The 26,457-nt window shown below is 46.2% G+C and carries 23 protein-coding genes; 10 read left to right on the top strand and 13 right to left on the bottom strand.

Annotation, left to right across the window (positions count from 1 at the left end; all coding sequences use genetic code 11):
• The first annotated feature begins 203 nt into the window (after positions 1 to 203).
• A complete protein-coding gene (locus ACXAGP_RS10985) occupies positions 204 to 3,329 on the top strand; it encodes a 7TM diverse intracellular signaling domain-containing protein (RefSeq protein ID WP_475261382.1) in 3,126 nt (1,041 codons plus the stop codon).
• Here ACXAGP_RS10985 and ACXAGP_RS10990 read toward each other — a convergent pair.
• Positions 3,294 to 3,989 (bottom strand): DUF2982 domain-containing protein, encoded by a 696-nt coding sequence (locus ACXAGP_RS10990; RefSeq protein ID WP_475261383.1) that lies wholly within the window; start codon positions 3,987 to 3,989, stop codon positions 3,294 to 3,296. The two genes, ACXAGP_RS10985 and ACXAGP_RS10990, sit on opposite strands and share 36 nt — an antisense overlap.
• A 417-nt stretch (positions 3,990 to 4,406) precedes the next feature.
• Here ACXAGP_RS10990 and ACXAGP_RS10995 point away from each other — a divergent pair, with 417 nt between their 5' ends.
• The 3 genes from ACXAGP_RS10995 to folE all read left to right on the top strand — a co-directional run bounded on the left by ACXAGP_RS10995 (position 4,407) and on the right by folE (position 9,270).
• Entirely contained in the window at positions 4,407 to 5,456 is a 1,050-nt protein-coding gene (locus tag ACXAGP_RS10995) for an efflux RND transporter periplasmic adaptor subunit (protein ID WP_475261384.1), read from the top strand.
• Positions 5,457 to 5,458: 2 nt separating this feature from the next.
• Entirely contained in the window at positions 5,459 to 8,569 is a 3,111-nt protein-coding gene (locus ACXAGP_RS11000; RefSeq protein ID WP_475261385.1) for an efflux RND transporter permease subunit, read from the top strand.
• Positions 8,570 to 8,700: 131 nt separating this feature from the next.
• Positions 8,701 to 9,270, top strand: a complete 570-nt coding sequence (gene folE, locus ACXAGP_RS11005; RefSeq protein WP_475261386.1) for a GTP cyclohydrolase I FolE — start codon at positions 8,701 to 8,703, stop codon at positions 9,268 to 9,270.
• Between the two features lie 16 nt (positions 9,271 to 9,286).
• On the opposite strand, the gene ACXAGP_RS11010 is transcribed toward folE, so the two are convergent.
• The 5 genes from ACXAGP_RS11010 to ACXAGP_RS11030 form a co-directional block, all read right to left on the bottom strand.
• Positions 9,287 to 10,237 (bottom strand): S41 family peptidase, encoded by a 951-nt coding sequence (locus tag ACXAGP_RS11010; RefSeq protein WP_475261387.1) that lies wholly within the window; start codon positions 10,235 to 10,237, stop codon positions 9,287 to 9,289.
• A gap of 60 nt (positions 10,238 to 10,297) precedes the next feature.
• A complete protein-coding gene (locus ACXAGP_RS11015; protein WP_475261388.1) occupies positions 10,298 to 10,948 on the bottom strand; it encodes a UPF0149 family protein in 651 nt (216 codons plus the stop codon).
• Positions 10,949 to 10,971: 23 nt separating this feature from the next.
• Positions 10,972 to 12,183 carry a SixA phosphatase family protein gene (locus ACXAGP_RS11020; RefSeq protein WP_475261389.1) on the bottom strand — a complete coding sequence of 404 codons (1,212 nt, stop codon included), beginning with the start codon at positions 12,181 to 12,183 and terminating at the stop codon, positions 10,972 to 10,974.
• A gap of 211 nt (positions 12,184 to 12,394) precedes the next feature.
• Entirely contained in the window at positions 12,395 to 13,537 is a 1,143-nt protein-coding gene (locus ACXAGP_RS11025) for a MalY/PatB family protein (protein WP_475261390.1), read from the bottom strand.
• A gap of 123 nt (positions 13,538 to 13,660) precedes the next feature.
• Complete coding sequence (locus tag ACXAGP_RS11030; protein WP_475261391.1) at positions 13,661 to 14,065, bottom strand: response regulator; 405 nt, start codon at positions 14,063 to 14,065, stop codon at positions 13,661 to 13,663.
• A 153-nt stretch (positions 14,066 to 14,218) separates the two neighbouring features.
• Between ACXAGP_RS11030 and ACXAGP_RS11035 the strand changes: the two genes are divergently transcribed.
• Positions 14,219 to 14,431 carry a YgaP family membrane protein gene (locus ACXAGP_RS11035; protein WP_475261392.1) on the top strand — a complete coding sequence of 71 codons (213 nt, stop codon included), beginning with the start codon at positions 14,219 to 14,221 and terminating at the stop codon, positions 14,429 to 14,431.
• 71 nt (positions 14,432 to 14,502) lie between these two features.
• Here ACXAGP_RS11035 and ACXAGP_RS11040 read toward each other — a convergent pair whose 3' ends face one another.
• On the bottom strand, positions 14,503 to 14,691 hold the full coding sequence (locus ACXAGP_RS11040) for a hypothetical protein (RefSeq protein WP_475261393.1): 189 nt from the start codon (positions 14,689 to 14,691) through the stop codon (positions 14,503 to 14,505).
• A 114-nt stretch (positions 14,692 to 14,805) separates the two neighbouring features.
• Here ACXAGP_RS11040 and ACXAGP_RS11045 point away from each other — a divergent pair, with 114 nt between their 5' ends.
• On the top strand, positions 14,806 to 15,624 hold the full coding sequence (locus ACXAGP_RS11045) for an NAD-dependent epimerase/dehydratase family protein (protein WP_475261394.1): 819 nt from the start codon (positions 14,806 to 14,808) through the stop codon (positions 15,622 to 15,624).
• Between the two features lie 60 nt (positions 15,625 to 15,684).
• Here ACXAGP_RS11045 and ACXAGP_RS11050 read toward each other — a convergent pair whose 3' ends face one another.
• From ACXAGP_RS11050 to ACXAGP_RS11060, 3 genes are all read right to left on the bottom strand, one after another.
• Positions 15,685 to 17,106, bottom strand: coding sequence for a sodium-dependent transporter (locus ACXAGP_RS11050; RefSeq protein WP_475261395.1), 1,422 nt, complete (start codon positions 17,104 to 17,106; stop codon positions 15,685 to 15,687).
• Positions 17,107 to 17,420: 314 nt separating this feature from the next.
• The gene (locus ACXAGP_RS11055; protein ID WP_475261396.1) at positions 17,421 to 18,155 is read right to left on the bottom strand and encodes an SDR family NAD(P)-dependent oxidoreductase; all 735 of its coding nucleotides are present in this window, start codon (positions 18,153 to 18,155) and stop codon (positions 17,421 to 17,423) included.
• Positions 18,156 to 18,161: 6 nt separating this feature from the next.
• Positions 18,162 to 18,566: a thiol-disulfide oxidoreductase DCC family protein gene (locus ACXAGP_RS11060; protein ID WP_475261397.1), complete on the bottom strand. Its 405-nt coding sequence runs from the start codon at positions 18,564 to 18,566 to the stop codon at positions 18,162 to 18,164.
• A 109-nt stretch (positions 18,567 to 18,675) separates the two neighbouring features.
• Between ACXAGP_RS11060 and msrA the strand changes: the two genes are divergently transcribed.
• A complete protein-coding gene (gene msrA / locus ACXAGP_RS11065) occupies positions 18,676 to 19,233 on the top strand; it encodes a peptide-methionine (S)-S-oxide reductase MsrA (protein ID WP_475261398.1) in 558 nt (185 codons plus the stop codon).
• A 655-nt stretch (positions 19,234 to 19,888) separates the two neighbouring features.
• On the opposite strand, the gene ACXAGP_RS11070 is transcribed toward msrA, so the two are convergent.
• The 3 genes from ACXAGP_RS11070 to mpl form a co-directional block, all read right to left on the bottom strand.
• Complete coding sequence (locus tag ACXAGP_RS11070; RefSeq protein ID WP_475261399.1) at positions 19,889 to 20,674, bottom strand: S1/P1 nuclease; 786 nt, start codon at positions 20,672 to 20,674, stop codon at positions 19,889 to 19,891.
• A 78-nt stretch (positions 20,675 to 20,752) separates the two neighbouring features.
• Positions 20,753 to 21,373: a flavin prenyltransferase UbiX gene (locus ACXAGP_RS11075; RefSeq protein ID WP_475261401.1), complete on the bottom strand. Its 621-nt coding sequence runs from the start codon at positions 21,371 to 21,373 to the stop codon at positions 20,753 to 20,755.
• Positions 21,374 to 21,378: 5 nt separating this feature from the next.
• On the bottom strand, positions 21,379 to 22,728 hold the full coding sequence (mpl, locus tag ACXAGP_RS11080) for a UDP-N-acetylmuramate:L-alanyl-gamma-D-glutamyl-meso-diaminopimelate ligase (RefSeq protein WP_475261402.1): 1,350 nt from the start codon (positions 22,726 to 22,728) through the stop codon (positions 21,379 to 21,381).
• Positions 22,729 to 22,931: 203 nt separating this feature from the next.
• Between mpl and ACXAGP_RS11085 the strand changes: the two genes are divergently transcribed.
• The 3 genes from ACXAGP_RS11085 (at position 22,932) to ACXAGP_RS11095 (ending at position 26,434) form a co-directional block, all read left to right on the top strand.
• Positions 22,932 to 23,918: a class 1 fructose-bisphosphatase gene (locus ACXAGP_RS11085; protein WP_475261403.1), complete on the top strand. Its 987-nt coding sequence runs from the start codon at positions 22,932 to 22,934 to the stop codon at positions 23,916 to 23,918.
• A 206-nt stretch (positions 23,919 to 24,124) separates the two neighbouring features.
• On the top strand, positions 24,125 to 25,240 hold the full coding sequence (locus ACXAGP_RS11090) for a phosphoserine transaminase (protein WP_475261404.1): 1,116 nt from the start codon (positions 24,125 to 24,127) through the stop codon (positions 25,238 to 25,240).
• Positions 25,241 to 25,255: 15 nt separating this feature from the next.
• Positions 25,256 to 26,434, top strand: coding sequence for a phosphoglycerate dehydrogenase (locus tag ACXAGP_RS11095; protein ID WP_475261405.1), 1,179 nt, complete (start codon positions 25,256 to 25,258; stop codon positions 26,432 to 26,434).
• The last annotated feature ends 23 nt before the right edge of the window (positions 26,435 to 26,457 follow it).

The following is a 26,457-nucleotide window of genomic DNA, read 5'->3' on the forward strand; positions in this document are numbered from 1 at the left end:
AATCAGTAGAAATTTACTGGCTGTCACCACGTATTGGCAACCGAGTTGCAAACAAAACATCCAATGCGGAACGTAATTTTGCGCACAATGGTAATCAAATTTCACGTACCGCATTAAATATGATAAAAACATAACATTGGCACCTGTCATTCGACAATGTTTTCCGTTTGCCAGCAGACTTAATTATCCATAGCGGGTAAAAAATGATAAAAACAAGACGATTACCGCCCCTTTTGCTGTTCACTGTGTTGGCAATGCTGTTTAGTGTTTCTGCCAATGCTTGGATTCAACTATATAACAGTGAAGAATCCACCCTGCTCAACAAGCAATTACAGATATATTGGGAAAACCCCGGTCAGCCCCTCACTGTAGAACAAGTCATGAATCGAACCCAGTCATTTGCCTGGCCGCCTGGTGGAAACCCCAATTATGGCTTCCCCGACAGTGGTATATGGTTTTTTGCTGAAATGTCCAACATGAGTAATGTCTCTGAGTGGGTTACCGAAGTGGCATTTGCTCAGAATGATCAGGTGGATTTTTATTTAGTGGCGGATGGTCGTGTATTGTCCTCCGTATCTCAAGGCAAGCAACGAGGCCAGCAATTACATCGATTTCCCACATTTCGCATGAGTTTGCCATTTGGTAAAGATGTGCAGCTGTTTATCAGAGTACAAAGCGACGAGCAGGCAATGGTAGCGCCAGTATATATCGAGTCTGCGCGCTCATTTGAGTCTTCCGTGGCTCAAGACAATATCTGGTGGGGGATTTTTTACGGCGGTCTGGTGATTTTGTTGTTGTACAACATGGTGCTTTATGTCGTGACCCGGGAAAAGAGTTTGCTGGCTTATGTGGCTTACATCACGGCTGCAGTGCTTTGGCAATTCGTTTGGGGAGGGCACAGTCAGTTAGTGTTACCTGTTGCCACCAATGTGTGGTTTGCTGAGCATACCGATATTTTATTTTTGCTGGTGGGACTGGGTGCCGGGTTTTTCACCCTGACCTTTCTCGAAGCGAAAAAAACGGCACCCAAAATAAATCCAGTTGTTCGATGGATTATGCTAGGGCTGGCACTTTCACTGGTTGTTGCCTTAACGCAAATATTGCAACAGACAATACAAAATTATCTGGTTTATAGCATCTCAATACTGGCGATCTGTGTTTATTTGCTGGCAGGTCTGGAGAGTTATTTTAATGCTTTTAAACCAGCGCGATATTTCGTCTTTGCCTGGAGTGTACTGTTAACTGCTGCGCTTGTGGGCATGTTGGGGTTGGTGGGCATATTCCCATCCAATCAGTTCACCACGTATTGTTTTCAGGTGGGAGTATTTTTTGAAGCCGCGCTGTTTTCTGTGGCACTTATTGAAAAAACCCGCGAAAAACTGGAACTGGATGCCAGCTCAGCGAATGCCGACATTCTCAACAATATTGAGATTATTGAAGAGCAGAATGTGCACCTGGATATCGCTCGAAAAGAGGCCGAGCGCGCCAGTAAAATCAAAACCCAATTTCTGGCCAATATGAGTCATGAAATTCGCACGCCACTTAATGCCATTGTTGGATTTAGTCAGGAATTAGCCAAACAAAGCCTGCCTTTAGAGCAACAAGAACACGTGCAAATTATTAATCAGTCCGCCACCAATTTATTGGCGATCATTAACGACGTACTGGATTTTTCCAAAATAGAAGCGGGCAAACTGCAGATTAATCACGAAGCCTTCTCACTTGGGGATTTGCTGGAAGAGTTGGTTTTTGTGTTTGCCAAAGATGCACAAAAGAAAGGCTTAAAGTTTTACTACGAACCTTGTCCATTACCCACCCGGATTGTGGGTGACGGTGCCAGATTAAAACAAGTACTTACCAATCTTTTGAGCAATGCCGTTAAATTTACTAATGAGGGCTCAGTTAGCCTGGTAATCAATGCCCGACAAAAGCAAAAAGACATACTGGAATTAAACATACAGGTACAGGACACCGGTATAGGCATCGCGGCTGAGAATCAAGACAAGCTATTCCAATCCTTTTCCCAGTTGGATGACTCTTTGAATCGCAACTATCAAGGTACTGGGTTGGGCCTGGTGATTTGCCGTCAATTAATGCAATTGATGGGGGGGCGTCTCAATTATCACAGCGAGCATGGTACTGGTAGTTGTTTTGAAATATTCGTGGGTTGCCACAAAACCAGCAAACACAACGATATTGTGGAGCATGCGGATTGGATGAACAAACGTATTTTGCTGCTGGATCACGACCCGCGTAGCCGCTACACCAGCGCCTGCATTTTACATCGTCTTGGAGCACAGGTAACGTCAGGCACACACATCGATTGGTTGTCTGAGCAATTTGAAGCCTTCGACTACTTCTTTATCGATGAGCTAACCCTAGCCCGTTTTGACGAAAAACAAATGCTTCGGGTGATAAGAACCCTTGAGGTACAACAGAGAGTGTTGCTGGTGGGGGCCAATGGTAGCCCGACGGGCCCATTTGCTGAGCATTTTCACAAGCTTCTGGAAACTCCGTTGTTAGTGAGCCGTTTGCAAACCTTCCGCGACAAAGAGCAACAAAACCCCGGTAATATCTGGAACGAAAGGCTACTCAATCTTCCTAAAGTGAAGGTGCTGGCCGTGGACGACATGCCCATCAATTTGCGTTTGTTATCCACCTGGCTGAAGGAGTCTCCGGTGGAACTACAACTGGCTTACAGCGGGCAAGACGCACTAACGCTGTGTCAGAAAGAAGAGTTTGATCTGATTTTAATGGATGTACAGATGCCCGATATGGATGGGCTAGAGGCTACATCACTGATTAGAAAAACAACCCTCAATCAAGGAACGCCAGTTATCGCCGTAACCGCCCATGCCTTTAAAGAGGAAAAGGAGCGCCTGATGACCTCCGGCATGGATGATTATCTGCCTAAGCCTTTGGAGTTGGGGGCCTTGTTAAACCTCATAAAACGCTGGTGCAGTGTACCTGAGCACAATGTCACCATGTTAGCCGATATTGATTGGCAATTAGCGCTCAGCAGGGCCAACGACAATGAGGTGATTGCCAGGGAGATGTTGCAGGATTTTGTAACTTGCTTACCTGATGCGGTAATTCAAATTGAAAAGGCCTGTATGCTGGGAGAATGGCAGGAGATGCAACATCAGGTGCACAGGCTGCACGGAGCCAGCTGTTACACAGGGGTGCCCAAGTTACAGCGATTATGCGCTGAAATTGAAGGGGATCTAAAAGTGGGTCACATTACTGAGGCCAAGCGTGGTTTTGAAGAACTGAATCGCGCGGTAAAATCCGTACTAGCTCAACAAACTACGTTGGCAAGAGCGCAATAAATCGGCGAACTCTTCTGCGCTGCGATCAAGTTCAGCGCTATTGATATAGAGATCATATCCCAGCCCTGTTCGCAGCTTTTGCATACGGTTTGCGAACATTGCCTGTACTCCTCTGTAGATTTTGCCATCAGTGTCTTTGAACACATCATCTTCCAACAGGCCTTCGCCATAACAATTACCTGTTGTGCAGTCTTTATTGCCAACTTGTAGCAACAGTGGTCGTTGCTCCATTAACAGATGGGTCATCAAGCGCGGTGAGATCCTCTCCAATATTGGACCGTAGTTTTTGACGCGTATTCCCACTAAGGTTAAGTTCCTCTGCTCCAGGCCAAGGCTGACTTTGGGAATATCAATACGTTGTATATTCTGCCAAGCCAATTGCCAGTGACCATTGCGATGTTGATAGTGGATCTGTTCTTTGGAAATAGAAAGGCTGTGCTCTGGCTCGCGCATTTTTAGGTAGCCCAATAACAGCATGACGATTGCCGCCGAAGTTACACCGATGGCGGCTATGCTTAAGTCCTCGGGCAACAGTCGAAACATGGCGATTGCAATAAGTAATAAACCGCCGCCAATCATCAGACTGGTAAGGCCATTGCGTTTTGCAACGGGACGAATGTTTATGGTTTCTGAATCTTGTATATCCTGCTGCTCTGTCATTTGATGCTTCCGGTTACCACCAAAAATATTCCAATAAAATATACATGAGTACGGCCCACAACAAAATAAAGCGCAATTTTTTGCAGTAGGGACAGTCGGTTTGCCACCATTTCATCTTTTTATACCCGCCTAGTACTCTACCGGTGTCTCAGTTTATCTTGATGTTACTGGAAAAAAATGCGCCAATCAGGTGCAAATACAGGTATTTCATATTTTTCCGCAATTTTGCGACAGGATAACAAAAAATCACGATGAACAGCTGTCAAGTTGGTTGTTTTCAAACGGTCTGGAACATCTAATGGCAACGCGTCTGCTACAGTCAATATAAACCTTTTTCTGGTAATCTCGTAGTAGTCTCATTGACGGAATGGCGTCATGCGCTTTTTGTTTTGATTCACTAATGAACAGGACCTCTTAATGGCTCAACAATTTAAATTTTCTCCTTTGATTTTCGCGATACTGTTATTAGCGGGTTTACTGGTCTGGCTATACATGCCCGTGGACCAGCAGCAACAGCGGCGTCGCGGTGGAGACATACCAGTTGTAGCCCAGACTGTCCAATTGCAACCCTTTGCCCAAGTGGTGGAGGCGCTGGGCACGGCAAATGCTAATGAGGCCATTGTCGTGACTGCACAGGAAACCGATAAAATTGAAGCTTTGCTGTTTGATGATGGTGATCTGGTAACCCAAGGCCAGTTGTTAGTGCGCATGAATACCAAAGAAGAGCAGGCTCGACTGAACGAATTGAAAATTAATCTGGCCGAAGCACAACGACAGCTCAAAAGAGTTAAAAACCTGGCTAAAGAAAATGCGGCTTCTCAGCAACTATTGGATGAGCGAGAAGCGGAGGTGGATGCGCTGGTGGCACAAATCGACATTGCCGAAGCACAAATTGCAGATCGGGAGATTCGCGCTCCATTTGCTGGCTTATTGGGAGTCAGGCAAGTGAGTGAAGGTGCCTTAGTAAGACCTGGGGATCAAATTTCTACCTTGGATGACATTCAGACTTTGAAGGTGGATTTTAGTGTGGCGGAGCGTCACCTTCCCAGTGTCCGTCTTAAGCAAAAAGTCGCGGCAACCTCGGTGGCTTATCCCGGTCGGGTGTTTGAAGGGGAAATCTCCCATATTGATTCAAGAGTGGATGCCGCAACTCGAGCCATCAGAGTCAGAGCAAAAATTACAAACTCGGAACTGCTACTAAGACCAGGAATGTTATTGCAGATCCTGGTGCAAAAAAGCGTTAGTGAGTCTCTGGTAGTGGATGAGTCTGCACTGGTACCCATTGACGACAAGCAGTATGTATTTGTTATTGAAGAGGGCAAAGCCCGCAAGGTTGAAGTGCAAATAGGTACTCGTAAACCCGGCCAGGTGCAAATTGTTGCTGGGCTAACAAGCGGGCAACAGGTGGTTACTGAAGGTACGCTGCGCTTGCAGGATGGCACTTCAGTGCGCATCGTGGAGGGTTAACAATGATCCTCTCGGATTTATCAGTAAAACGCCCGGTATTTGCTACCGTAGTTAACGCATTATTATTAATTTTTGGCTTGGTGGCTTTTAATCTGTTAGCCCTGAGGGAATATCCCGATATCGATCCGCCCATCGTATCCATAAACACCAACTATCCTGGTGCATCTGCCACCATTATTGAATCCCGTATCACTCAGCTTATTGAAGATCGGATTAGTGGCATTGAGGGTATTAAAAACATTACCTCGAACAGCCGCAATGGTCGCTCTAGCATCAGGATTGAGTTTGAGTTATCAAGAGATATTGATGCCGCCGCTAACGATGTGCGGGAGCGGGTCAGCCGCGCTTTAAACAACCTGCCAGACCAGGCTGATCCACCAGAAGTATTCAAGAGTGATTCCGATGAGAATGTTATCGTCTGGTACAACTTAAGAAGTGACAACCTGTCGGTGCTGGAGCTTACTGATTATGCCAATCGCTTTATTGTGGACCGATTGTCTACCGCCAATGGGGTGGCCCGAGTCAGAGTGGGCGGCGGTCGAGATTATGCCATGAAAGTTTGGTTGGATCGCAATGCGATGGCGGCAAGAGGGATCACCGTTAGTGATGTAGAGCGAGTGATCCGCTCTGAAAACGTGGAATTACCTGCCGGTGAAGTAGAATCCCTGGATCGCAACATGGAAGTTCGGGTGGCTCGGACCTTCTTAACCGAAGATGATTTTGCCAACTTAACCATTGCACAAGGCCTGGACGGCTACCTGGTAAAATTAAAAGACATCGCCGAAGTGGAACTGACAGCTGAGGATGATGAAACGGAATTTCGTGGCAACGGTAAAAACATGGTGGGACTGGGTATTATTAAACAGTCTAAAGCCAACACCTTAGAGGTGGCTCGATCTGCCAAAAAAGCCATTGAGTCTATTCAGCAAAGCCTGCCGGAAAACATCATTATTGTGCCCAGTTATGATTCGTCCATTTTTATCGCAGAATCGATAGAAGAAGTTTACAACACGTTGGGCATTGCCATGTTGATGGTGGTGCTGGTGATCTATTTATTTTTGGGCAATATCAGGGCAACTTTTATCCCCGCTATTACCGTACCAATCTCGCTGGTTGCCGCATTCACCGTGATGCTGGCCTTGGGCTTTTCCATCAATCTCCTGACGTTGTTGGCCTTGGTATTAGCCATTGGCTTGGTAGTAGACGACGCCATTGTGGTACTGGAAAACATCTATCGCCGCATCGAATTAGGGGAGCCACCGCTTCTGGCTGCCTATCGCGGTGCTCGAGAAGTGGGCTTTGCCGTTATCGCCACCACTTTGGTATTAATATCCGTATTCGTGCCCTTAGTGTTTCTGGAAGGCAACATTGGTCGTTTGTTTACTGAGTTCGCTCTGGCCATTGCCGCCGCCGTGGCCTTTTCCAGCTTTACGGCACTGACGCTTTCTCCCATGTTGGGCTCCAAAATTTTGCAAAAAAGAGAACGCAACAGTGGCTTTGGCGCTTGGGTAGACAATCGCTTTTCTGCGTTGGAACGAGCCTATGATCGGGTGCTGGACAATACCTTGCACCAACCGCTGGTAACCGGGTTATTAATCATCGGGAGTTTATTGGCCATTTATTGCCTACTGCAAAAAATTCCCAGTGAGTTTGTGCCCAGAGAAGATAGAGGCAATTTCTTTGTATTGATGCAAGCGGCTGAGGGTGCCAGTTTTGAAAGCAATGCCGCTAACCTTGAAAAAATAGAGGCCATCTTGCTGCCTTACATCGAAAACGGCGAGTCAGATCGGGTTTTGGTGCGTACTCCGGGGTTTGGCGGTTCTGCCGGTATCGCCATCATTGGTGCGGTTCCCTGGGAGCAGCGCAAGCGCTCTACTTTTGAGCTGATGAACGAAATCAGTGGCAAGCTAGCTGATATACCCGACGTCAGAGCCTTTGCTGTAATGCGTAGCAGTCTGGGAGGCCGAGGCTTGGGCAGACCTGTGCAGTTTGTACTGCAGGGGGATACTTATGAAGACCTGGTGCGTTATCGCAATATTGTGATGGAAAAAGCATCAGACAATGAAAACTTACTGCGTCTGGACTCCGACTATAAAGAAACCTTACCGCAACTACTGGTTAATATTGATCGCGAAAGGGCGGCCGACCTGGGCGTCTCGATTGGAGACATTGGCCGCACTCTGGAAACCATGTTAGGACAACGTCGCGCTTCCACTTTTCTCGACCGCGGTGAAGAATACGATGTGATATTAGAGGGCAAAGACGAAGATTATCGCAGCCCCGATAGTATCGAAAATATCTATGTCAGATCCTCAACCAGCGAGAGGCTTATTCCGCTGGATAATCTGGTTAATGTGAGTGAGCAAGCTACATCCGCTCAGCTCAACCGCTACAACCGCATGCGTAGCATTACCATCAGTGCTAACCTGGCAGAGGGTTATACTTTGGGTGAAGCGTTAGAGTATTTGCGCACTGTAGTGAAGCAGGAGTTGCCGGAAGGCGTGAGTATCGATTATCGAGGCGAGTCTCAGTTGTATCAGGATTCAGGAAACTCGGTGTTATTTATATTTGTGCTGGCCTTAGTTATTACTTATTTGGTGCTGGCGGCTCAGTTTGAGAGCTTTGTGCATCCTTGGGTTATTCTGTTAACCGTGCCACTTGCTTTGGTGGGCGGACTTGCTGGACTCTGGCTAGCGGGGCTTAGTATCAACATTTACAGTCAAATTGGACTAGTAATGCTCATTGGTCTGGCCGCCAAAAATGGGATTTTGATTGTGGAATTCGCCAATCAACTGAGAGATGCCGGCTATGAATTTGAAGCTGCGTTAAAAAGAGCTTCTACCCAACGCTTACGCCCCATTGTAATGACTGGCTTTACCACCTTGTTCAGCGCCATTCCTTTGGTTATCGCCACCGGACCCGGCGCTGAAAGTCGCATGGTGATTGGCATGGTGATTTTTGCTGGCGTCGCGATTTCAGCTTTTATGACACTGTTTATCGTGCCAACGGCCTATTATTACCTGGCGAAAAATACGGGTTCACCGCAAAAACTGGCGCACCAAATTGATGAGATGCAAGAGAGTATCCCTTACAAAAAAGGCGGAGAAATCTAAATTTTTATTTCAGGCCCTCTGTGGGGCTATTTTTCTGGGGTGAACGCTTTATGTTCACCCCGGCTCGGTGGTATAATCCGCCACCCAAAAAATCTCGTATTACGGTTTTACCAAATTCAGGACAAAAGCAAATGGCAGACAATTCGGCCCAATCTCAAATAGCGCAGCATTACAACGATATCATTCAATTATTGGGTGAAGACGTCTCGCGAGATGGCTTGCTGGATACGCCTAAACGAGCGGCTAAAGCCATGCAAGCACTTACTTCTGGCTATGAAAAAAGCCTGGAAGAAGTGGTCAACGGCGCGATTTTCGAATCTGATACTGACGAAATGGTGGTAGTACAAGGCATAGAGTTTTACTCCCTGTGTGAGCATCATTTGTTGCCCTTTATTGGCACCTGTAATATCGCTTATTTGCCTGAAAACAAAGTGTTGGGCTTATCTAAGTTTGCTCGTATCGTCGACATGTTTGCCCGACGTCTGCAAATTCAGGAAGGTCTTACCAAGCAAATCGCTGAGGCTATTCAAGAGGTTACCGGGGCAAAGGGCGTTGGGGTGATCATGGAAGCTAAGCACATGTGTATGATGATGCGTGGCGTACAAAAGCAAAACTCTTCCATGGTGACCTCTGTTATGCTTGGCAACTTCCGTAGCTCTCAGGCTACTCGAGACGAGTTTTTACGACTTATCGGCAAGTAATTTTTTCTGCCTAATCTCAATCAGAAACGGCCTGCATTGCCAGGTCGTGTGCCATCTCAAGCGCATTTTCCATTTCCGTAAAATAATCCGGTTCAATACCTGTTTGATGCCAGTTTTCGCCGCTGACAGGGTCAATGGGAATGGCATGAGCCAGGGTAAGGCGCGAGTGTTTACTCAACGGCACTTGTTTGGTGAGCAACGCCAATCCCATAGTATTCATACCCACTACTTGTGCCATATCTTGCTGTTGCAACGTATAAGCAAATAGCTCCCACGTACCCAACACAAAGGGCGAAGTCAGGAGCCAGGTTTTTCCTCTCCAGTTTTTTAGCGAAGGGCTTTCTAAAGGAATGTTGCGCAAGTTTTGGCTTGTGCCTTTTAGTTGCAGAGCACTAATAATGGTTTCTGGCACTAACCAATAGCTTAATAATCTTTGAATTAATGGCAGGTTAGCTTCACCACTTTGACGAATATCCACTATGAGTGCGCTGCAAGACGAAAGCTTTGTTATCGCGTACTGGATATCGGGCAACGACTTTAAATCCAGGAAATTTCCGCGCAGATTCAAGTAACCTACATTGCCGGGTAAAATTTCACTTTCGATTGTGTAGCTATCAGGAAAGCCATCCGGGGCAGCCGTATTCGCAGTGCTTAATTTTCTATTGTTGAAGTGCAGTTCAAAGTTACTGTCGCCAGTGGCCGAAACCAGCAGTTGTTCCAGTTTAATTTTTAACATACCGAATGGTTTGTCGTCAGCAAATTGCCCATTGTGGTTTTGGTTGCCTAGTGCTTGTTCAACAGCACTAATTTTGTCCGGAAAGACGTAGTGCTGACGCAATGCTGGCACCAGGTTATCCAAAGTTTGGGTTATTTCCTCTTTGGCTATGATGAGTTCACTGTGTTCTGCCTGAAGGGCAGAAACGCAGAATAAGGAAAGAAAACACAACCAAGGTAACGCTTTTAGCATGTATTACACCGACAATTAACTAAGCTCTTTAGCTGGTGTCTTCCGTTGCAATTGCAAGTGCTAATGCCCCGGCATATTTTTTTGAAAGGTATCAAACTGCTGGGGTAGAAAGTCAACCAGCTCCCCTGATAGCTTAACGTACTCCTGAAGTGTGCTGGAGAGTGACTTTGCCAGTACGGGTAACTTCTGCTCAAAGTCTTCAGCATTTCGCTCTTGTGCCTGCTTAACGGCCATGTCGGTATCAGCAAAAGTAGTAAACATTTTTAAACAACGGGTTAAGCGTTTGGAAAACTGTTCCGAAGCCTCAGGTTCGGCTTCCATCATGGCTTGCCACGCTTCCTGCCAGACCTTTTCCAATAAACCATGTCCGGCGACAAGCCCCTGCATCCACAAGGCCAAATTGCCGTTACTTTCCGGCTCAGGACTAAAGTGGCAATCGGCAGGCAGGTTGACTTTATTGTCTCGCATGGCTTGCAATTGCTCCTTTAGCAGCTGCATAAGGATATTAGCTACTTTATCCACCTGCTGAGAGTTGATCTCTCCTCCGGTTTTAACCACCCATGGAAACCATTGTTCTGGCATGGGGATATCCGGGCTGGCACAGACGGCAAACAAAAGTCCTCTGATATAGACGGGGGATTGAAATATTTCTGCATTGTTTTGCCACTGGTAAAACTTTTCCAGCGCTTTGAGGCTTTCGGGTTGTAACATGGACTGGCTCATTTGTTGGCTAGTTAAAGTGTTTTGTATTGCGTAAGTTCATAGATCCAAGGCATGTGCAAGACTTCAATTTTGACCACTTTGGGTTTGTCTTCATCACTGATATAGAAAATTTGAGAAGGTGCACCACCAGATAGTTTGACCTTGTAGGTGTCAAAGCTACCGGCTGGTACAGTCACTTTTTCTTTACCCAAAGGAATATACTGGATTTTTCGTTCGGAAAACTGATAGGTATCGTACCATTTGAAGGTGAAAGCTTTGTTGTTGTCCCAAAATGGTACTGTCATGATGGCAGTAGTACGCTCTATTGAAGTCAGGCCTGAAGCATTCTCAATGCTTTGCCGCCCCTGTAGTTTATAGACAGCCCGAGAAATATCAGAGTAGCCGTAAATCACTCTGAAATTATTGTTTGGACCTTCTTCCCGCCATTCCATGTTAATGTCTGCGGCTCTGCCCATTGAGCCTGTCAGGCGCATGGAAATAGGTAACAAATCCTCTTTTTTAGCCACCGCTTTTATCGTGGCATCCACATTAAATTTTTTATTGCGGGTTACTTCTGTGAGTAATACTTGATTGTCTTGCACCTTCACTGTCTGGGTTGCGGTACCGGTTTTTTGTCCGGAAAACAACATGTTGAATTGCGACTCAAAGCTGTGTAATTTTTGTTTGTTGACCTTAATTTTAGCCAGTTCCGGTTTCTTCCACTCAACATATTGATCCACAGGACCTAATGAAAAGCTGCCGGGATTGATGGCATACAAGGTCCAGTTATATTCGTCTTCATCAATGTCTGGCTGTGGTTGCCCGGTTAGTCGCCAGGCCAATTCTGGAGTTGTATTACTATGACCCACTACCAGGGTTTTGAAATCAGACGCCTTTATCGACTCTGCCAACTGCGCTAAGTTTCTTGGATCATAGAGCTTCACCGTTAAACCCAACGCCGTAGCTAGCGGCTCGGCGGTTTGTTTAGTGCGCTGATAATCTGAGCTATAAATAACTTGAATACCCTTGTCTTTCAGGGCGTCCCGTAACTTTTTGGCTTGTACCCAGCCCTTTTCTGTGAGTTGTGGATCTTTACTGCTATCCCGCTGTTTTTCCATGTGTCGCACCAGATAAACATCGGCGTCTCTAATGTGTTCGTATTGGGCTATGGCCGGCCATGTCAACAGTGTGGAAATGAGCAGGATAGAAAATGACAGAGTTATTTTGAGTGAGTACTGATTCATGAGGTTTAGCAATTTTTGATTCTGACGTTACTATGACAAAAAAAAATGAGGACGTCATAAAAAGCTGAAAAATCCTGTTTTTTCAGTGGCTTTTTTACTTGCTTGGGTGCTGAGGATATAGATTTTGTCAGGCTGATGACCATGCTCTGTTTAGTCATGGCCATCAGATCATTAATAGTGGGGAGGCGGTTTGAGCCGGGCTCTTTAAGAGCTATCTGTTTAAGCGGGCGATGGTTTCTTCCAGCATGCTTCTCGGGCAACCAAAGTTGATCCTGAAAAAGTCTGGGTCAGCAAAGTCTGCACCTGGTGACGGCCCGACACCTTTGTTTTCTGCCCAGGTTTGGGGTAATTCGACACCAAGTTTGCTACCATCAATCCAGGCCAAGAACGTGGCCTGAGGCAACAACATATTCAGCCCTTCGATTTGATTGATCTGTTGGTATAGGTATTCACGGTTGCCTTTAAGGTATTGGAGCAAGGTGTCGTACCATTGATCGCATTGAGTGAAGGCGGTTTCGGTGGCCACCAAACCCAATATGGTCACCCAAGGCACGATGCCCATCATGGCTTTATTGAAATTCGCTCTTAGCTTGGCATCAGGAATAATGGCAAATGAGGTGCCAAGTCCGGCGACGTTAAAGGTTTTACTGGCCGCCATTAGGGTGACACTGTTGCTTTCAAGTGCTGGTATCGCCCCTGCTGGCAGGTGCGTGGCATTGTCATCTAATACCAGATCACAGTGAATTTCATCGGAGATCAGCAATACCTGGTTTTGCTCACAGATTCGGGCAATCTCAGCCAGTTCTTGTTGCGTGAACACCGTGCCCGCCGGATTTCCGGGATTACACACGATAAATAGCTTGCAAGCAGGGTCTTTCGCGGCTTCTTCAAGAGCATTAAGATCGATGGTCCATCGCTCGTTTTCAACAATGGTGGGGATATCAACGCGCTCTAATTGATTGATCCCCGGGGCCGCTAACAATGGCGGGTAGTTAGGCGTTTGCACAATGACTTTATCTCCGGCTTGGCAATAGGCCTGACATGCAACATTGAAGGCGGGTACAACACCGGGCGTCCATACAATCCATTCTGGTTTTATCTGCCAGTTGTGTTGCTTTTGTAACCAACGACATACCGCATTATTCGCTGGCTCGTAACGGGAAGGCAAATGATAGCCTAATAAGCCGTGATCAGTTCGAGATTTAATGGCATCTAAAATTGGCTGGGCACATTTAAATTCTGTATCGGCGACCCACATAGGGAAAATGTCTTTGCCTTCATATTTTTGCCATTTCAACGAATAGGTGTCACTGCGATCAGTTCGGATGTCAAAGTCGGATAGGGTATAGGGCATGGGAAAACTGCTATATCAAAATGGTTGTTATTAATGATTGCGCAACTATAGCTTTGGCCTGCATCAAAATACCAAGAATGTTGGGTTGTATATTATAACAAAGCCCGGATCACATCGGAGATACTAGGAATTACCGGTTGGTTGCGCACCGGGAACCAATTTTTGCACTTTATTGTGCAAACTGTTGGCGGTAAAAGGTTTGGCCAGAAAATCAGTCACACCCGCCTGAACAGCTCGGATCACATAATCCTTGGAAGCATTGCCAGTGACCATCAAAAAGGGAATGTCTTCACTTAGGATTCTCACTTCTTTCAAAAATTCCAGGCCGTTCATCCCCGGCACTTCCCAGTCACTGATGATCATTGCGAAGTATGCGGGATCTTTTTTAAAGCGAGATAACGCTTTAGCACAACTGGACTGAATATCTATGTCACCTAATTGCAGTTCCCGCAACATGTGACGCAAAAGCTCTTGAGTGAGCTCTTCGTCGTCAATCACCAAAATATTGGGACCTTTTGACATGGCCATAGTTTGATTTCTCCAGTGACTCGCGAATTTCCTTGGGAATCAAAGATAGCCTTAATCGCTGGCAAATTAAAGGGACAATTCTTTGATCACGATCAAAATGCACAATATTTGAACGAGGGATAATGACAGCAACTAAATAGCGGAGTGAACATCATGAGAGAAAGAGATAATGTTGGCGTTCTGGATACTGCAATTAGAGCAGTAGTTGCATGTGTACTATTAGCCTTGGCAATTGAAGGTATGTTCAGTGCGACAGTGAGTATTGTATTTTTAGTGTTAGGCTCTGCGCTGTTTGTAAGCAGTGCCACAGGTGTTTGCTTACTGTACAAAGCTCTGGGTATCGATACCTATCACTTAAAATACTGAGCAGAGACTATTGCAGTAATGAATACAAAAAACGGGAGCAGCTGCTCCCGTTTTTTTATTCGCTTTTTCGCTTACATTAGTGCGTAAACAAACACTAAGCTCAATGCCAGTCCTGATACACCAAAGAAACCGTATTCTACTTGAGAGCGTATAGCGTCGCCTTCTTTAACCGGTAAAAACGCCATGATCAGACTGCTCATACCGAGTGTAAACGCCATTAAAAATAAACCAAAAACAAACGCTGAGATCCACTCACCCATGTCAAAAACCTTATTTAATTTTTCACCTAGACTAATTATGCCCTAAAATCAGAGTATTGGCAGTGAGCCAGATCAAAAAACTTCGAATTTAACCTATTTCTGTCAGGAAAACCCATGAAAGTCGCTGTAATTGGAGCTGGATGGTTAGGCTTTTCATTATGTAAAGCATTACAAAAACAAGGTGTAGAGGTGGTTGCCAGCAAACGAGATAGCGAGCAGGCAGAAAAATTAACCTTTGAAGGGCTGGATACTTTTGAATATCAGCTAGGTGCAAGGCTCCCAGAGGCTTTAAAGTTGTGCAGTCATTTTGTGATCAACATTGGTGCTGGTCGAAGGGGGTTTCAAAAAGCGTTGTTTGAGCAGCAAATGCAAGAGCTTATGCAGCAATGTCTGGATACGGCTGATAAAAAACTATTGTTTATCAGTACCACCTCAGTGTATGGCGAAGCGAATCAGACATTTACTGAGGAAACGCTCCCAGATCCTATTAGTGACTCAGCCAAGGCCCATGTTGCGATTGAGCAATTTTTGCGAGATAAGTTTGCGCAACAATCCAGTATTTTACGATTGGCGGGACTCATTGCTGAGGACAGACACCCGGTGTATTACCTGGAAGGGAAAAAGGATATTACAGCGGCTCATAAGATGGTGAACCTGGTGCACAGGGATGATGCCATCGCTGCTATCAGGGCTATCCTTGACAAGCAGCTTTGGGGGGATGTGTTCCACCTGTGCGCTACTTCCCATCCGACCCGGCGAAACTACTATACTAAAGCGGCAGAATTACTGGAGTTAGTGCCGCCAGAGTTTTTGGATAACAGCGACCAGCCTGCAACCGGAAAATGCATTGATCCTGGCGTTACCCTGGAAAAGCTAGGACTTACTCTGCAATATGCCAGTCCCTTTGATATGCTGCCGCAAGAGGGTGAGTAGATACTCCGGGGAATCAAAAAAGGTCGGCATAGCCGACCTTTTTAATACATTAATAATAAGTTAGCCTATCAACCCGGCACCGAAATATTTCAGAGCTACGGTATTGATAAAGATTAACAACAGAATAAATGGAATAAAGGTGCCAATGGAAAAATCCACATATTTCTGGAACAGACTATTTTTGAATTCTGGCTCGCCCTCTTCCAACGCTTTGTTGAGGTTTGCCGATTTCCAGCGATAAACCACAAAGATACAAATCAGGAAGCCATTGAGTGGCAATATGGTGTCGTAAAATACATCATAGATGAGATCGAAGAAGGATTTCTCTGATCCCGCATAAGTAATAAAGTGAGTGGTAAAGTCCAGCATTCCGAAGGAAGTTGCTGAGATTGCGGCGAATACCACCATCGCTGCACCCAACAAGGTAAGCGAAGACTTACGGCTTAAATTTCTCTCATCCATAATAGCCGCATTAGGTACCTCTAAAATTGAAACCAGCGAAGTGATGGCGGCAAAAAATACCAGCAAGAAGAACACCGAACCGACTATGCTGGCACCCACGTAGCCGATAGTGGTTTGCAGGGCCAAAAATATCTTCGGCAGGAAGCTGAATATCATGCTTAACGAAGAATCACTCAATTCGGCGGTATTGGTGTTAGGGTTGAAAGAAAATATTGCCGGTAAAATCATCAGGCCTGCAATAAACGCGACCCCAGTATCCATTAAGGCCACCATTTTCGCCGAGCCTGGGATGCCATCACGCTTGCCCAGATATGAGCCGTAAGTGATCAGTATCCCCATACCCAGAGACAAGGAGAAGAAGGCTTGGGATAAGGCCGCGCTCACTACTGTCGCATTAATCTTGCTAAAGTCCGGCACCAGGTAGTACTCAACACCTGCAAAGGCGTTGTCCAGAGACAATACAAAAATAACCATCCCTACTAACATCACAAATAGCGTGGGCATGAGTATTTTTGCGGCTTTTTCAATACCTTGCTTTACCCCTCCCAACAGGATCAGGAAGACAATCGCGGTGACAATTGCCATAAAGGTAAATACCGTGCCAGCATTGACGAAATTATCGAAAAAGTCAGGTTCCGCTAGTTTCGCTAGATCCCCGGTAACAGAGAAATATAGATAACCAAAAATCCAAACCGTGATCACCATATAAAATACGGCAATCATGAAGGGAGTGATAATGGAAAGCCAACCAGCTATGTGCCAATGTTTTTCATTCGGTGCAATGGTTTTATAGGCACCTAGTGGATCTTTACGGCTATGACGACCTGCCGCCATCTCGGCCAACATCACTGGGAGGCAAATAAAGAATACAAATATGGCGTAAATAAGCAGAAACGCGGCGCCACCATTTTTAGTGGCTGCAACGGGGAATCCCACCATATTTCCTATACCGACAGCTGAGCCTGCTGCCGCCAGAATAAATCCTAATCGAGAGCCAAACTCTTCGCGGGGTGCATTCATACTGATGAATCCTTAGACTTCTTGTAATTGTTGTATTGGTGCCACTCAACCCCGGCAAGGTAAAAATCACATCAGGTGATTGCACACAGGGGAGGAGGCTATTTTACCGTCCGGGTAAAAGATCAACACGCTCTACACTTGTTGTTTATTGTTATTTTACGCAGGTTACGCAATGTAAACTGCTTGTTAACGGCGCTATGCTAGCAGCCCTCAAGGAAAATGTCCTTATTTAATATGACAAATATGTGTCGCGATTGAGAACAGTGAAGCAAGTTTTGTTTACACTACGAGCGGCATAAGGAGTGAGGTGTTAGTTACCAAGGAATGGGTTTGTTTTGCCAGTCAAGGTACCAGGGAGGCGGGGAATCCGGGGGCGAGTTTAAAATGTCAAACAAACAGTTAGCAGTGAATTCAGGTGTGAATAATTTCTCCGGTTTTATGTTGCGTTGAAAAGGTTCAGAAAGTCGAGTGTCGACAGTGCCGGGATGGTAGGCGATGAGATTACAAGCCTTAGCGCGTCGTTGATATTCTATCTGCGCAGTCTTAAGCAGCATATTTAAAGCCGACTTAGAAGCCCTGTAGCCATACCAGCCACCCAAACCATTATCGCTAATGCTACCTACACGGGCACTAAAAAATACAATATTGCTGGCCTCTGGATTTACTTTGCTTATTAATCCTTTTAGCCATAAAGCTGGCAAAATACTGTTGATGCGGAAGTATTCTGAGAGGGACCTTTCGCCGATATCCTCTAGTTTTTTTTCCGGAGTAATAGAAGCAGAACTGTCGTGTAGTACGCCGATGGTACTTATTACTAGATCGAAGTGCCGCTCTGGGAATGTTGCGCAGCACTGGGCGATACTCTGTTCGTTTTGATGTGGCAGGGAAATCCAATCGGTTTTAGTGAGATGGGCTGGTTCAGGCCGCCGTGATATCGCGGTGATTTGCGCTACATCGGGGTTACTCTCAAATTTTGCCTGGCAAGCTTCGGCAATGCCGCCGGAAGCGCCAATTAGCAGTACGTGCTTGAACCTGGATGAAGGATTCACAACGGCTTACCTGTCAATGCTGCAGCTTTGACAGCGAGCTTGCCCGGTTAGCCAGCGGGACAGCGTGAAGCGATGTTTGGCAAACTGAAGGTAACAATAATCAGCGATGACTTTTACAACCGGCCACCTCAATGGCGCAATTAACCAGCCTTTACCCACTAATCGCCAGGCGTGGTAGGTAACATCCAGCCCGGTTAACAATGTCTTGCTTGATTGATCTTCCAGGTAACCATGCAGTTTGCTCATTGCTGCCTGATGGCTAACCTCAGGAAAACGCGTTGCAAACTCCGGGGCATTGATATCGGCAAGTTGTATTTTGTGTTGCGAGTCGGCCTTCATCAGGTGGCGCATCTCCTTTACACACAAAGGGCATTGCCCGTCGTATAAAATGGTCAGTTGCTCTTGTTTCACAAGGTGGTTATTGCTCGGTTATAGGTTATAAGATAAAAGCTAAGCTGCGAATCATTGAATTTCGATTTATCATAGCTATATACAGCTCAAACAACCAAATGGATCCACAGTGAAATTATTAAAAGAAGCGACATTAGCAGGCGGCTGCTTTTGGTGTATTGAAGGTGCTTTTAATCAACTGCAAGGCATTATCTCGGCAAAGTCTGGTTATGCTGGTGGTGAGGTTAAAAATCCTACTTACGAACAGGTATGCTCCGGCAAGAGTGGTCATGCTGAAGTTGTCCGATTGGTTTTTGATGAAGAGCAGATAAGCTTCGAAGAAATCTTGCAGGTATTTTTTACCTTACACGATCCAACGCAGCTCAATCGACAAGGCAACGATATCGGTCCGCAATACCGATCAGCGATTTTTTACCACGATGATGAACAAAAGCAACAGTCGCTATCATTTATTCAGAAAATGGCCAATGAGGGTGTTTGGACGGATAAGATTGTTACAGAGGTTGCGCCACTGAGTAACTACTCAGAAGCAGAGAAGTATCATCAAGGTTATGCCAAAGATAATCCGCAGAACCAATATTGCGCCATGGTAGTTAATCCAAAATTGGCTAAATTTCGACAAACCTTCGCTGCACGTTTGAAATCCGATGTCGCCAATGATGCTTAATCGCGCTATAGATTGAAATCATTGCCGTAGATAACAAAAAAGCGTCAAAGTTACCTTTGACGCTTTTTTTAATTTTGAATATCCCTCTCAGCACTCCGTGCACCGACTTGTCCGCAAGTCGTTCCCGATAACCCTGAATCCATTTATCCCAACTTCTTGTCGGGGCGCAATTTTCATTGCGGGTCCATCAAATCCTATGTTACACAGCTCCGTCTGCGTTCCCTTTCCTTTATCCTTACAACCGCTAATCCTTCCCTGCGGCCTCCTTTGACGCTTTACATCCTGTCCCAATGTTTCCTTGTGACGGGACTAACTATAAGTGAATTGATAATTTTTTTTTGATGACAAGGCGCTGTTTAATGACAATTTGGTTACATAAATCCACATTGTTTTCGTAAAAATCTAATAAAAACATATGGTTATACTTTTTGGTCAGTTTGGGCGTGTTCAAATGAACTAGTATTTCTCACAGTGATGTAGGAAATCTCTTACAAAGAAAGTGGCATATTTCTTAGATGTTTCTGACAGGCTGTAATCCCGGAGGGTACCAGGGGTGAAAATAGATTAATATTACAGAAGGTTACAGAGATGGAGACCTTGAGTACTCAATTATTACTGGGTACAAGCCGTTTCAAGATCTCCGACTTTTTGCACATTATTTTTTGAAAATCTCATTAAAATAGTGAGCAATTCTGACACCCGCTTGCTTCAGGCGCTTTTTAACGGTGGGCATGTGCTCATATTTGTAATTCCAGGACAGCTTTGCATTGGCCTCTGGATAAATTTCCATGCGAATTTTTTGGCTTTCTGCCATCCATACAAGCGGATCGGTTTGGTGCCAATCTTGAACGTCTTGTTCATCTATAGCGGCTACCAGCCATTCAGTGAATTCGCTGTAGGATAGTTCTTCTTTGTTGATCAAACCTGAGTCCCAGACGCGGTGCAGATTACTCTCTTCCCAGTAGAACTCTACTTTGTGATCATTGCCGCCGCGATCAGTGCCGTTGCCAACATGCAGTGGTTGATGTAGATCACCAATAATGTGGACAATAAAGCGCACTGCTCTTTGTTTAATTTCTTTGCTGGTGTCGGGGTTTTGCAGATCTAATTTGAAGTTGTTCAATGCAGTGTAAGCGTCGCCTTCTTCTGGTGCGCCCACCTCTTTGTAGGTTTTGCCGTCTGGCACCGATACGTAATGCCATGGAGGCGTGGTTTTTTGCCAATACTCGTCAGGATTCGAGCGCATTTCATCTGGCCAGGTTGAGGCCTGTGCCAGTGTTTCAACACCCATGATGGCTTGCAACTGTTGTCTTGCTTGTGGCGTTAAATATTCGCTGGCAATTGCCCCTGTTATGCGGTGCCCATTGGCGCCAAACGCGTGGGCTTGTGACTGTATCAGGGATGTTCCGGCAAACAACAAAGTCAGCGCTAATTTTTTCATAAAATTCTCTGTCAGTTTGTATTGATTGTTAATTCTGGCATTGGCATTGAAACTTTTTATAAGCGCAATGCCAACCATCTAATTTTGCGCCTTATAACCCCAGCGCTGCATAAGTTGATTATCCAACCCTATGTGATCCAATATGCGGGCAACCACAAAATCCACCAGGTCTTCGATGCTCTGTGGCTGGTGATAAAAGCCAGGTGCCGCAGGCATAATAGTGACCCCCAGATTGCTCAAGGTAAGCATGTTTTGCAGGTGAATACTAGAGAGTGGCATTTCTCGTACCAGTAATAGTAGTTGCCCTTTTTCTTTGAGCACCACATCCGCGGCTCGTTCAATCAGGGTATTGCTGGCCCCTGTCGCCACCGATGACAGGGTGCTGGTGGAGCAGGGACAAATAATCATGGTTTTTGGCGCGGCAGAGCCAGAGGCTACAGGGGAAAACCACTCTTCTTTACCATAACAACGGATCTGCTGCTCAGCAGCGCCGAAACGTTCAGCGAAGAATTCACTGAGCTTTTCTGGCGGGCCGGGCAGAGTCAGTTTTTCCTCTGTGGCAAAGACCACTTTAGCTGCGCTTGAAACTAATAAGTGCACCTGATAATTGGCTTCTACCAGACATTGCAGTAGCTTCAAACTGTAGGGTGCACCGGATGCTCCGGTGATTGCTAAGGTAATTTGTCCTGCAAACGCCATAGTGCTCAACTTTTTCCTAATCTCTCTAACAGTTTAGTGTGAATGCCGCCAAAACCACCATTACTCATCACCAATAAATGGTCACCTTGTTGGCTGCTGTTGATAATATGCTGGATCATGGATTCCAGATCATCGAAGATAAACAGTGGTTTATTACTCTCTCGCGCAAACTCGCTGAGTTGCCAGCTGATATTGTCTGGTTGCAACAGATAAATTTCATCCGCCTCTTGAAGAGAATTAATTAGCTCGGCTTTGTGCACGCCCATTTTCATGGTGTTAGAGCGCGGCTCCAGAATGGCTAAAATACGCTCCTGTCGAACCTTTGCTCTGAGTCCAGCTAACGTTGTGGCTATCGCTGTAGGATGGTGGGCGAAATCGTCATACACTTTAATTCCCGCCGCCTCACCGCGCAGTTCCATGCGGCGTTTAACATTCTTAAAGTTAGCCAACGCTGCTGCGGCCGTCTCCGGACTTACTCCTACATTACGGGCCGCTGCAATAGCCATTAACGCATTGTGTACATTGTGCTCACCAATCAATGGCCAGTTAACTGTCGCGACCTTTTTATTTTCAAACAGCACTTCAAACTCACTGCCATCAGCCGTGATGAGAGTGGCAAGCCAATCTTTGCCGATGCTTTGCTGCTCAGTCCAGCAGCCCATTGCCAAGGTTTCTTCAATGGCAGGCACTGATTCGGGTTTTAATATCAGACCGTTGTTGGGGATCATTCTGATCAGGTGATGGAATTGCTTCTGAATGGCGGCTAAATCGTCAAAGATATCAGCGTGGTCAAACTCCAGATTATTAAAAATAAGGGTATTGGGACGGTAATGAACAAATTTACTGCGCTTATCAAAAAACGCGGTATCGTATTCGTCAGCCTCTATCACAAAGAAAATTGAATCTCCGGCTCGCGCTGAAACACCGAAATTTTCCGGAACACCACCAATTAAAAAGCCAGGCTTCATGCCGGCGTACTCTAAAATCCAGGCCAACATGCTGGAGGTGCTGGTTTTGCCATGAGTGCCGGCTACTGCCAGAACCCATTTATCTTTCAATAAGTGTTCAAGCAACCATTGCGGGCCGCTGGTGTAGGGCAGTTTTTTCGCTAAGACCGCTTCAACTGCAGGATTGCCGCGAGACATGGCGTTACCAATAATAACCATGTCAGGGGCAGGATCGAGTTGTTCCGGGTCATAACCTGTAGTGAGTTCAATACCCAGGTTTTCCAATTGGGTGCTCATCGGGGGATAGACGTTTTGGTCTGAGCCAGTGACTTTGTAACCTAACGATCTTGCCAGCACAGCTATGCCACCCATGAAGGTGCCACAAATGCCAAGAATATGAATATGCATGATTTAAAATTGTTCTTTTGTCGCAACAGGGCAAGACTACCAGAGCCGCCGCCATGGTAAAACCTATTTGACAGCCTGTAATTGATACATTTCGGTTTTGGAGGGTGTGTCGTGTTACAAATTGTTTTATCATTAACCGCCATAATAAGAACAACAAACATCCATTTACTCTACAAAGACATAAAGCACAGGTACCTCAATCAATGAAACGTTTAAATTCGCAGCTGCAGGAAGACGGCGCTCCCTTAGAACTCATTCTGTTACTTCGCACTTTACTGGCGGGCTGTAAGGAAATTTCCTTCCGTGTCAGTCAGGGCGCTTTGGCAGGTGTGCTAGGTTCAACACTTAGTGACAATGTACAGGGTGAAAGACAGAAAAAACTGGATGTGATTTCCAATCAGATTATTAAGGATATTCTCAGTGAATCCGGTTACGTAAAAGCGATTTCCTCGGAAGAAGAAGACGATGTGGTGGCTTGCAATCCCGAAGGTAAGTATCTGGTGAGCTTCGACCCGCTGGATGGCTCTTCTAATACTGATATTAATAGCCTTATCGGTACGATTTTTTCGATTTTTCACGCGCCTCAATGGATGGAGCCAAATGATCCCTCAGCTTTCTTGCAGCCTGGCACACAAATGGTAGCGGCAGGCTACGTGCTTTATGGCCCCTCCACCATGCTCACACTGACTACCGGTCGTGGTACTCATATCTATACGCTTGATAAAACCCATGGCGGCTTTCTGTTGACCAAAGGCAATGTACAGGTGCCCCAGGATACCTCAGAATTTGCCATAAATATGTCGAATCAGCGCCATTGGGAGCCAGCAATGCAGTCTTATGTCGCTGACCTTCTGGCTGGTGATACTGGACCGCGCGGCAAGAATTACAATATGCGCTGGGTCGCTGCGATGGTGGGGGATATTCACCGTTTGTTATGCCGTGGCGGTTTATTTGCTTATCCTTATGACCATCGCGATCCTGCAAAGCCGGGTAAGTTGCGTTTGATGTACGAGGCAAATCCCATGGCCTTTTTGATGGAGCAGGCGGGGGGAATGGCCTCTAGTGGTGAGCAGCGTATTATGGAAATCATGCCCACCGATATTCACCAACGCGTTCCGGTAATAATGGGCTCTGCTAATGAAGTAGAAGCGTGCCTTGGTTATCACCAACAGGCGCAAGACTCGGAATAAGCTCAGACACTCCATTGTTTTCAGGAGGAAGATGCGCTTCCTCCTGCACTTTTCCCTCTTCGATTTTCTAATTCAGTCTTCGATATTGCCTTTTGGCATAACATTTTGCTTGTAAAGGCGAAATTAACTCCAATATTATCCTTACACTAATTAGTATTGAACCCTATCGGCATTATGCCCCGCACTTTTTCCTAATGAGGACAAACATGAAACCCAGTGTTAAGCCGCACAATCCTAACTTTTCTTCCGGCCCCTGCTCAAAACGCCCAGGCTATGATGTCAACAACCTGGACATCAGTACCCTTGGTCGCTCCCATCGCGCGGCGATTGGCAAGGATGCCTTAGGGCGTGCCTGTTCAAAAACGGCTGAATTGTTAGGTTTACCTGAAGGCTATCGGGTGGGCATTGTGCCAGCATCGGATACCGGAGCGGTAGAGATGGCTTTGTGGTCTTTATTAGGCGCTAGAGGGTTGGACATTTTGGCTTGGGAGTCCTTTGGGTCAGGCTGGATAACCGACGTTACCAAGCAGCTCAAGCTTCAAGACGTGCGTCGTTTTGAGGCGGATTACGGTGAATTACCTGACCTGTCGCAGGTGGATTTTAGTCGCGACGTGGTGTTTACCTGGAACGGCACGACTTCTGGCGTACGTGTGCCCAATGGCGACTGGATAGCAGACGATCGCGAAGGGTTGACCATTTGCGATGCCACTTCCGCGGTATTTGCCATGGATATGCCTTGGCACAAATTAGACGTGGTTACTTATTCCTGGCAAAAGGTACTAGGCGGTGAAGGTGCCCACGGCATGCTGATTTTGAGTCCTCGCGCTGTTGAGCGGCTGGAATCTTATACACCGCCATGGCCATTGCCTAAAATCTTCCGCTTAACCAAAGGCGGAAAGCTGATTGAAGGCGTATTCAAGGGTGCCACTATCAATACGCCTTCCATGCTTTGTGTTGCCGATTACCTTGATGCTCTGGACTGGGTGGAAAGTATTGGCGGTATATCACAAACTATTGCGCGTTGTGATGCCAACCTTGAGGTAATTAGAGAGTTCGTAGCCAGCCGTGACTGGTTATCATTTTTGGCCAAAGACGATACTACTTTGAGCTCCACCAGTGTTTGTCTGGTATTGGATATTGATGAAGGTAAAGTGAAGGACATGGTCAAATTGCTGGAAAGCGAAGCCGTGGCGTTTGATATCGGTGCCTATCGCGATGCGCCTGCTGGATTACGCATCTGGTGCGGTGCAACGGTGGAAAGCAAGGATCTGGCTGCATTAATGCCTTGGTTAGATTGGGCCTATCAACAAGTGAATGGTTAAAACAGGGAGAGTGCAATGTTTAAAATCAAAACCTACAATCGAATTTCCGTTAATGGTCTGGAACGATTCTCTCGAGAGAACTATGAAGTAGGCGGTGACATTGCACACCCTGATGCCATGTTATTGCGCAGTCATAAATTACATGATGAGTTATTGCCAGCTACGCTGAAGGCCATTGCTCGCGCTGGCGCGGGCGTCAATAATGTGCCCGTCAAGCAATGCAGCGAGCGGGGTATCGTGGTATTCAACACGCCCGGCGCCAATGCTAATGCCGTAAAAGAATTGGTAATGTGCGGATTATTATTGGGCTCCCGTGGCATTACTGGTGGCATGAACTATGTGCAAACACTGACTCACATCCACGATGCTGGTGAGATGAGTGTACTGCTGGAAAAAGAAAAGAAAAACTTTGCTGGCAACGAGCTGTATGGCAAAAAGCTTGGCGTGGTAGGTTTGGGGGCTATTGGCTCCATGGTGGCAGAGACGGCACTGGCATTAGGCATGGAAGTGTTGGGTTTTGATCCAGCGCTATCGGTGGAAGCCGCGTGGCGTTTACCCAATCAGGTGCAGCGCATGGAAAATCTGCAAAGTCTGCTGAGCAAATCGGATTATATCACTTTGCATGTGCCCGCCATTGACGCTACCCGACACATGCTTAATAGCGATACTCTGGCCTATGTGAAATCGGGAGCCGTACTCTTGAACTTCGCGCGAGATGCTATTGTCGATGCACAGGCCGTGCTGGCCAGCCTGGATAGTGAGAAAGGCCTATCCCAATACATCTGTGATTTTCCAGAGCCGTGTTTAATCGGGCGCAACGATGTTCTGGCTATGCCGCACATTGGTGCCAGTACCCAAGAAGCCGAAGAAAACTGTGCCGTAATGGCGGCAAATCAGCTGATTGATTACCTGGAAAACGGCAATATTAAAAACTCGGTTAATTTCCCGGCTATTGCTATGGAACGAGACCCTGGCACCGTGCGTATCACCTTTGCCAACAGTAATGTGTCCGGGGTTCTGGGTCATGTATTAGGCGTATTGGCTGAATATCAGGTGAATGTTGCAGACATGGTGAACAAAAGCCGTGGCGAGCTGGCCTACAACATCATCGATGTTGAGGATACGCCGTCAAACGAAGTGATTGAAGCTATTAAAAGCGTCGAGCATGTTGTGAGTGTCAGAGTGCTGTCTTAGACACTCATATTTTACCCAACAAA

The organism is Planctobacterium sp. AWM4_229, from assembly GCF_056160305.1.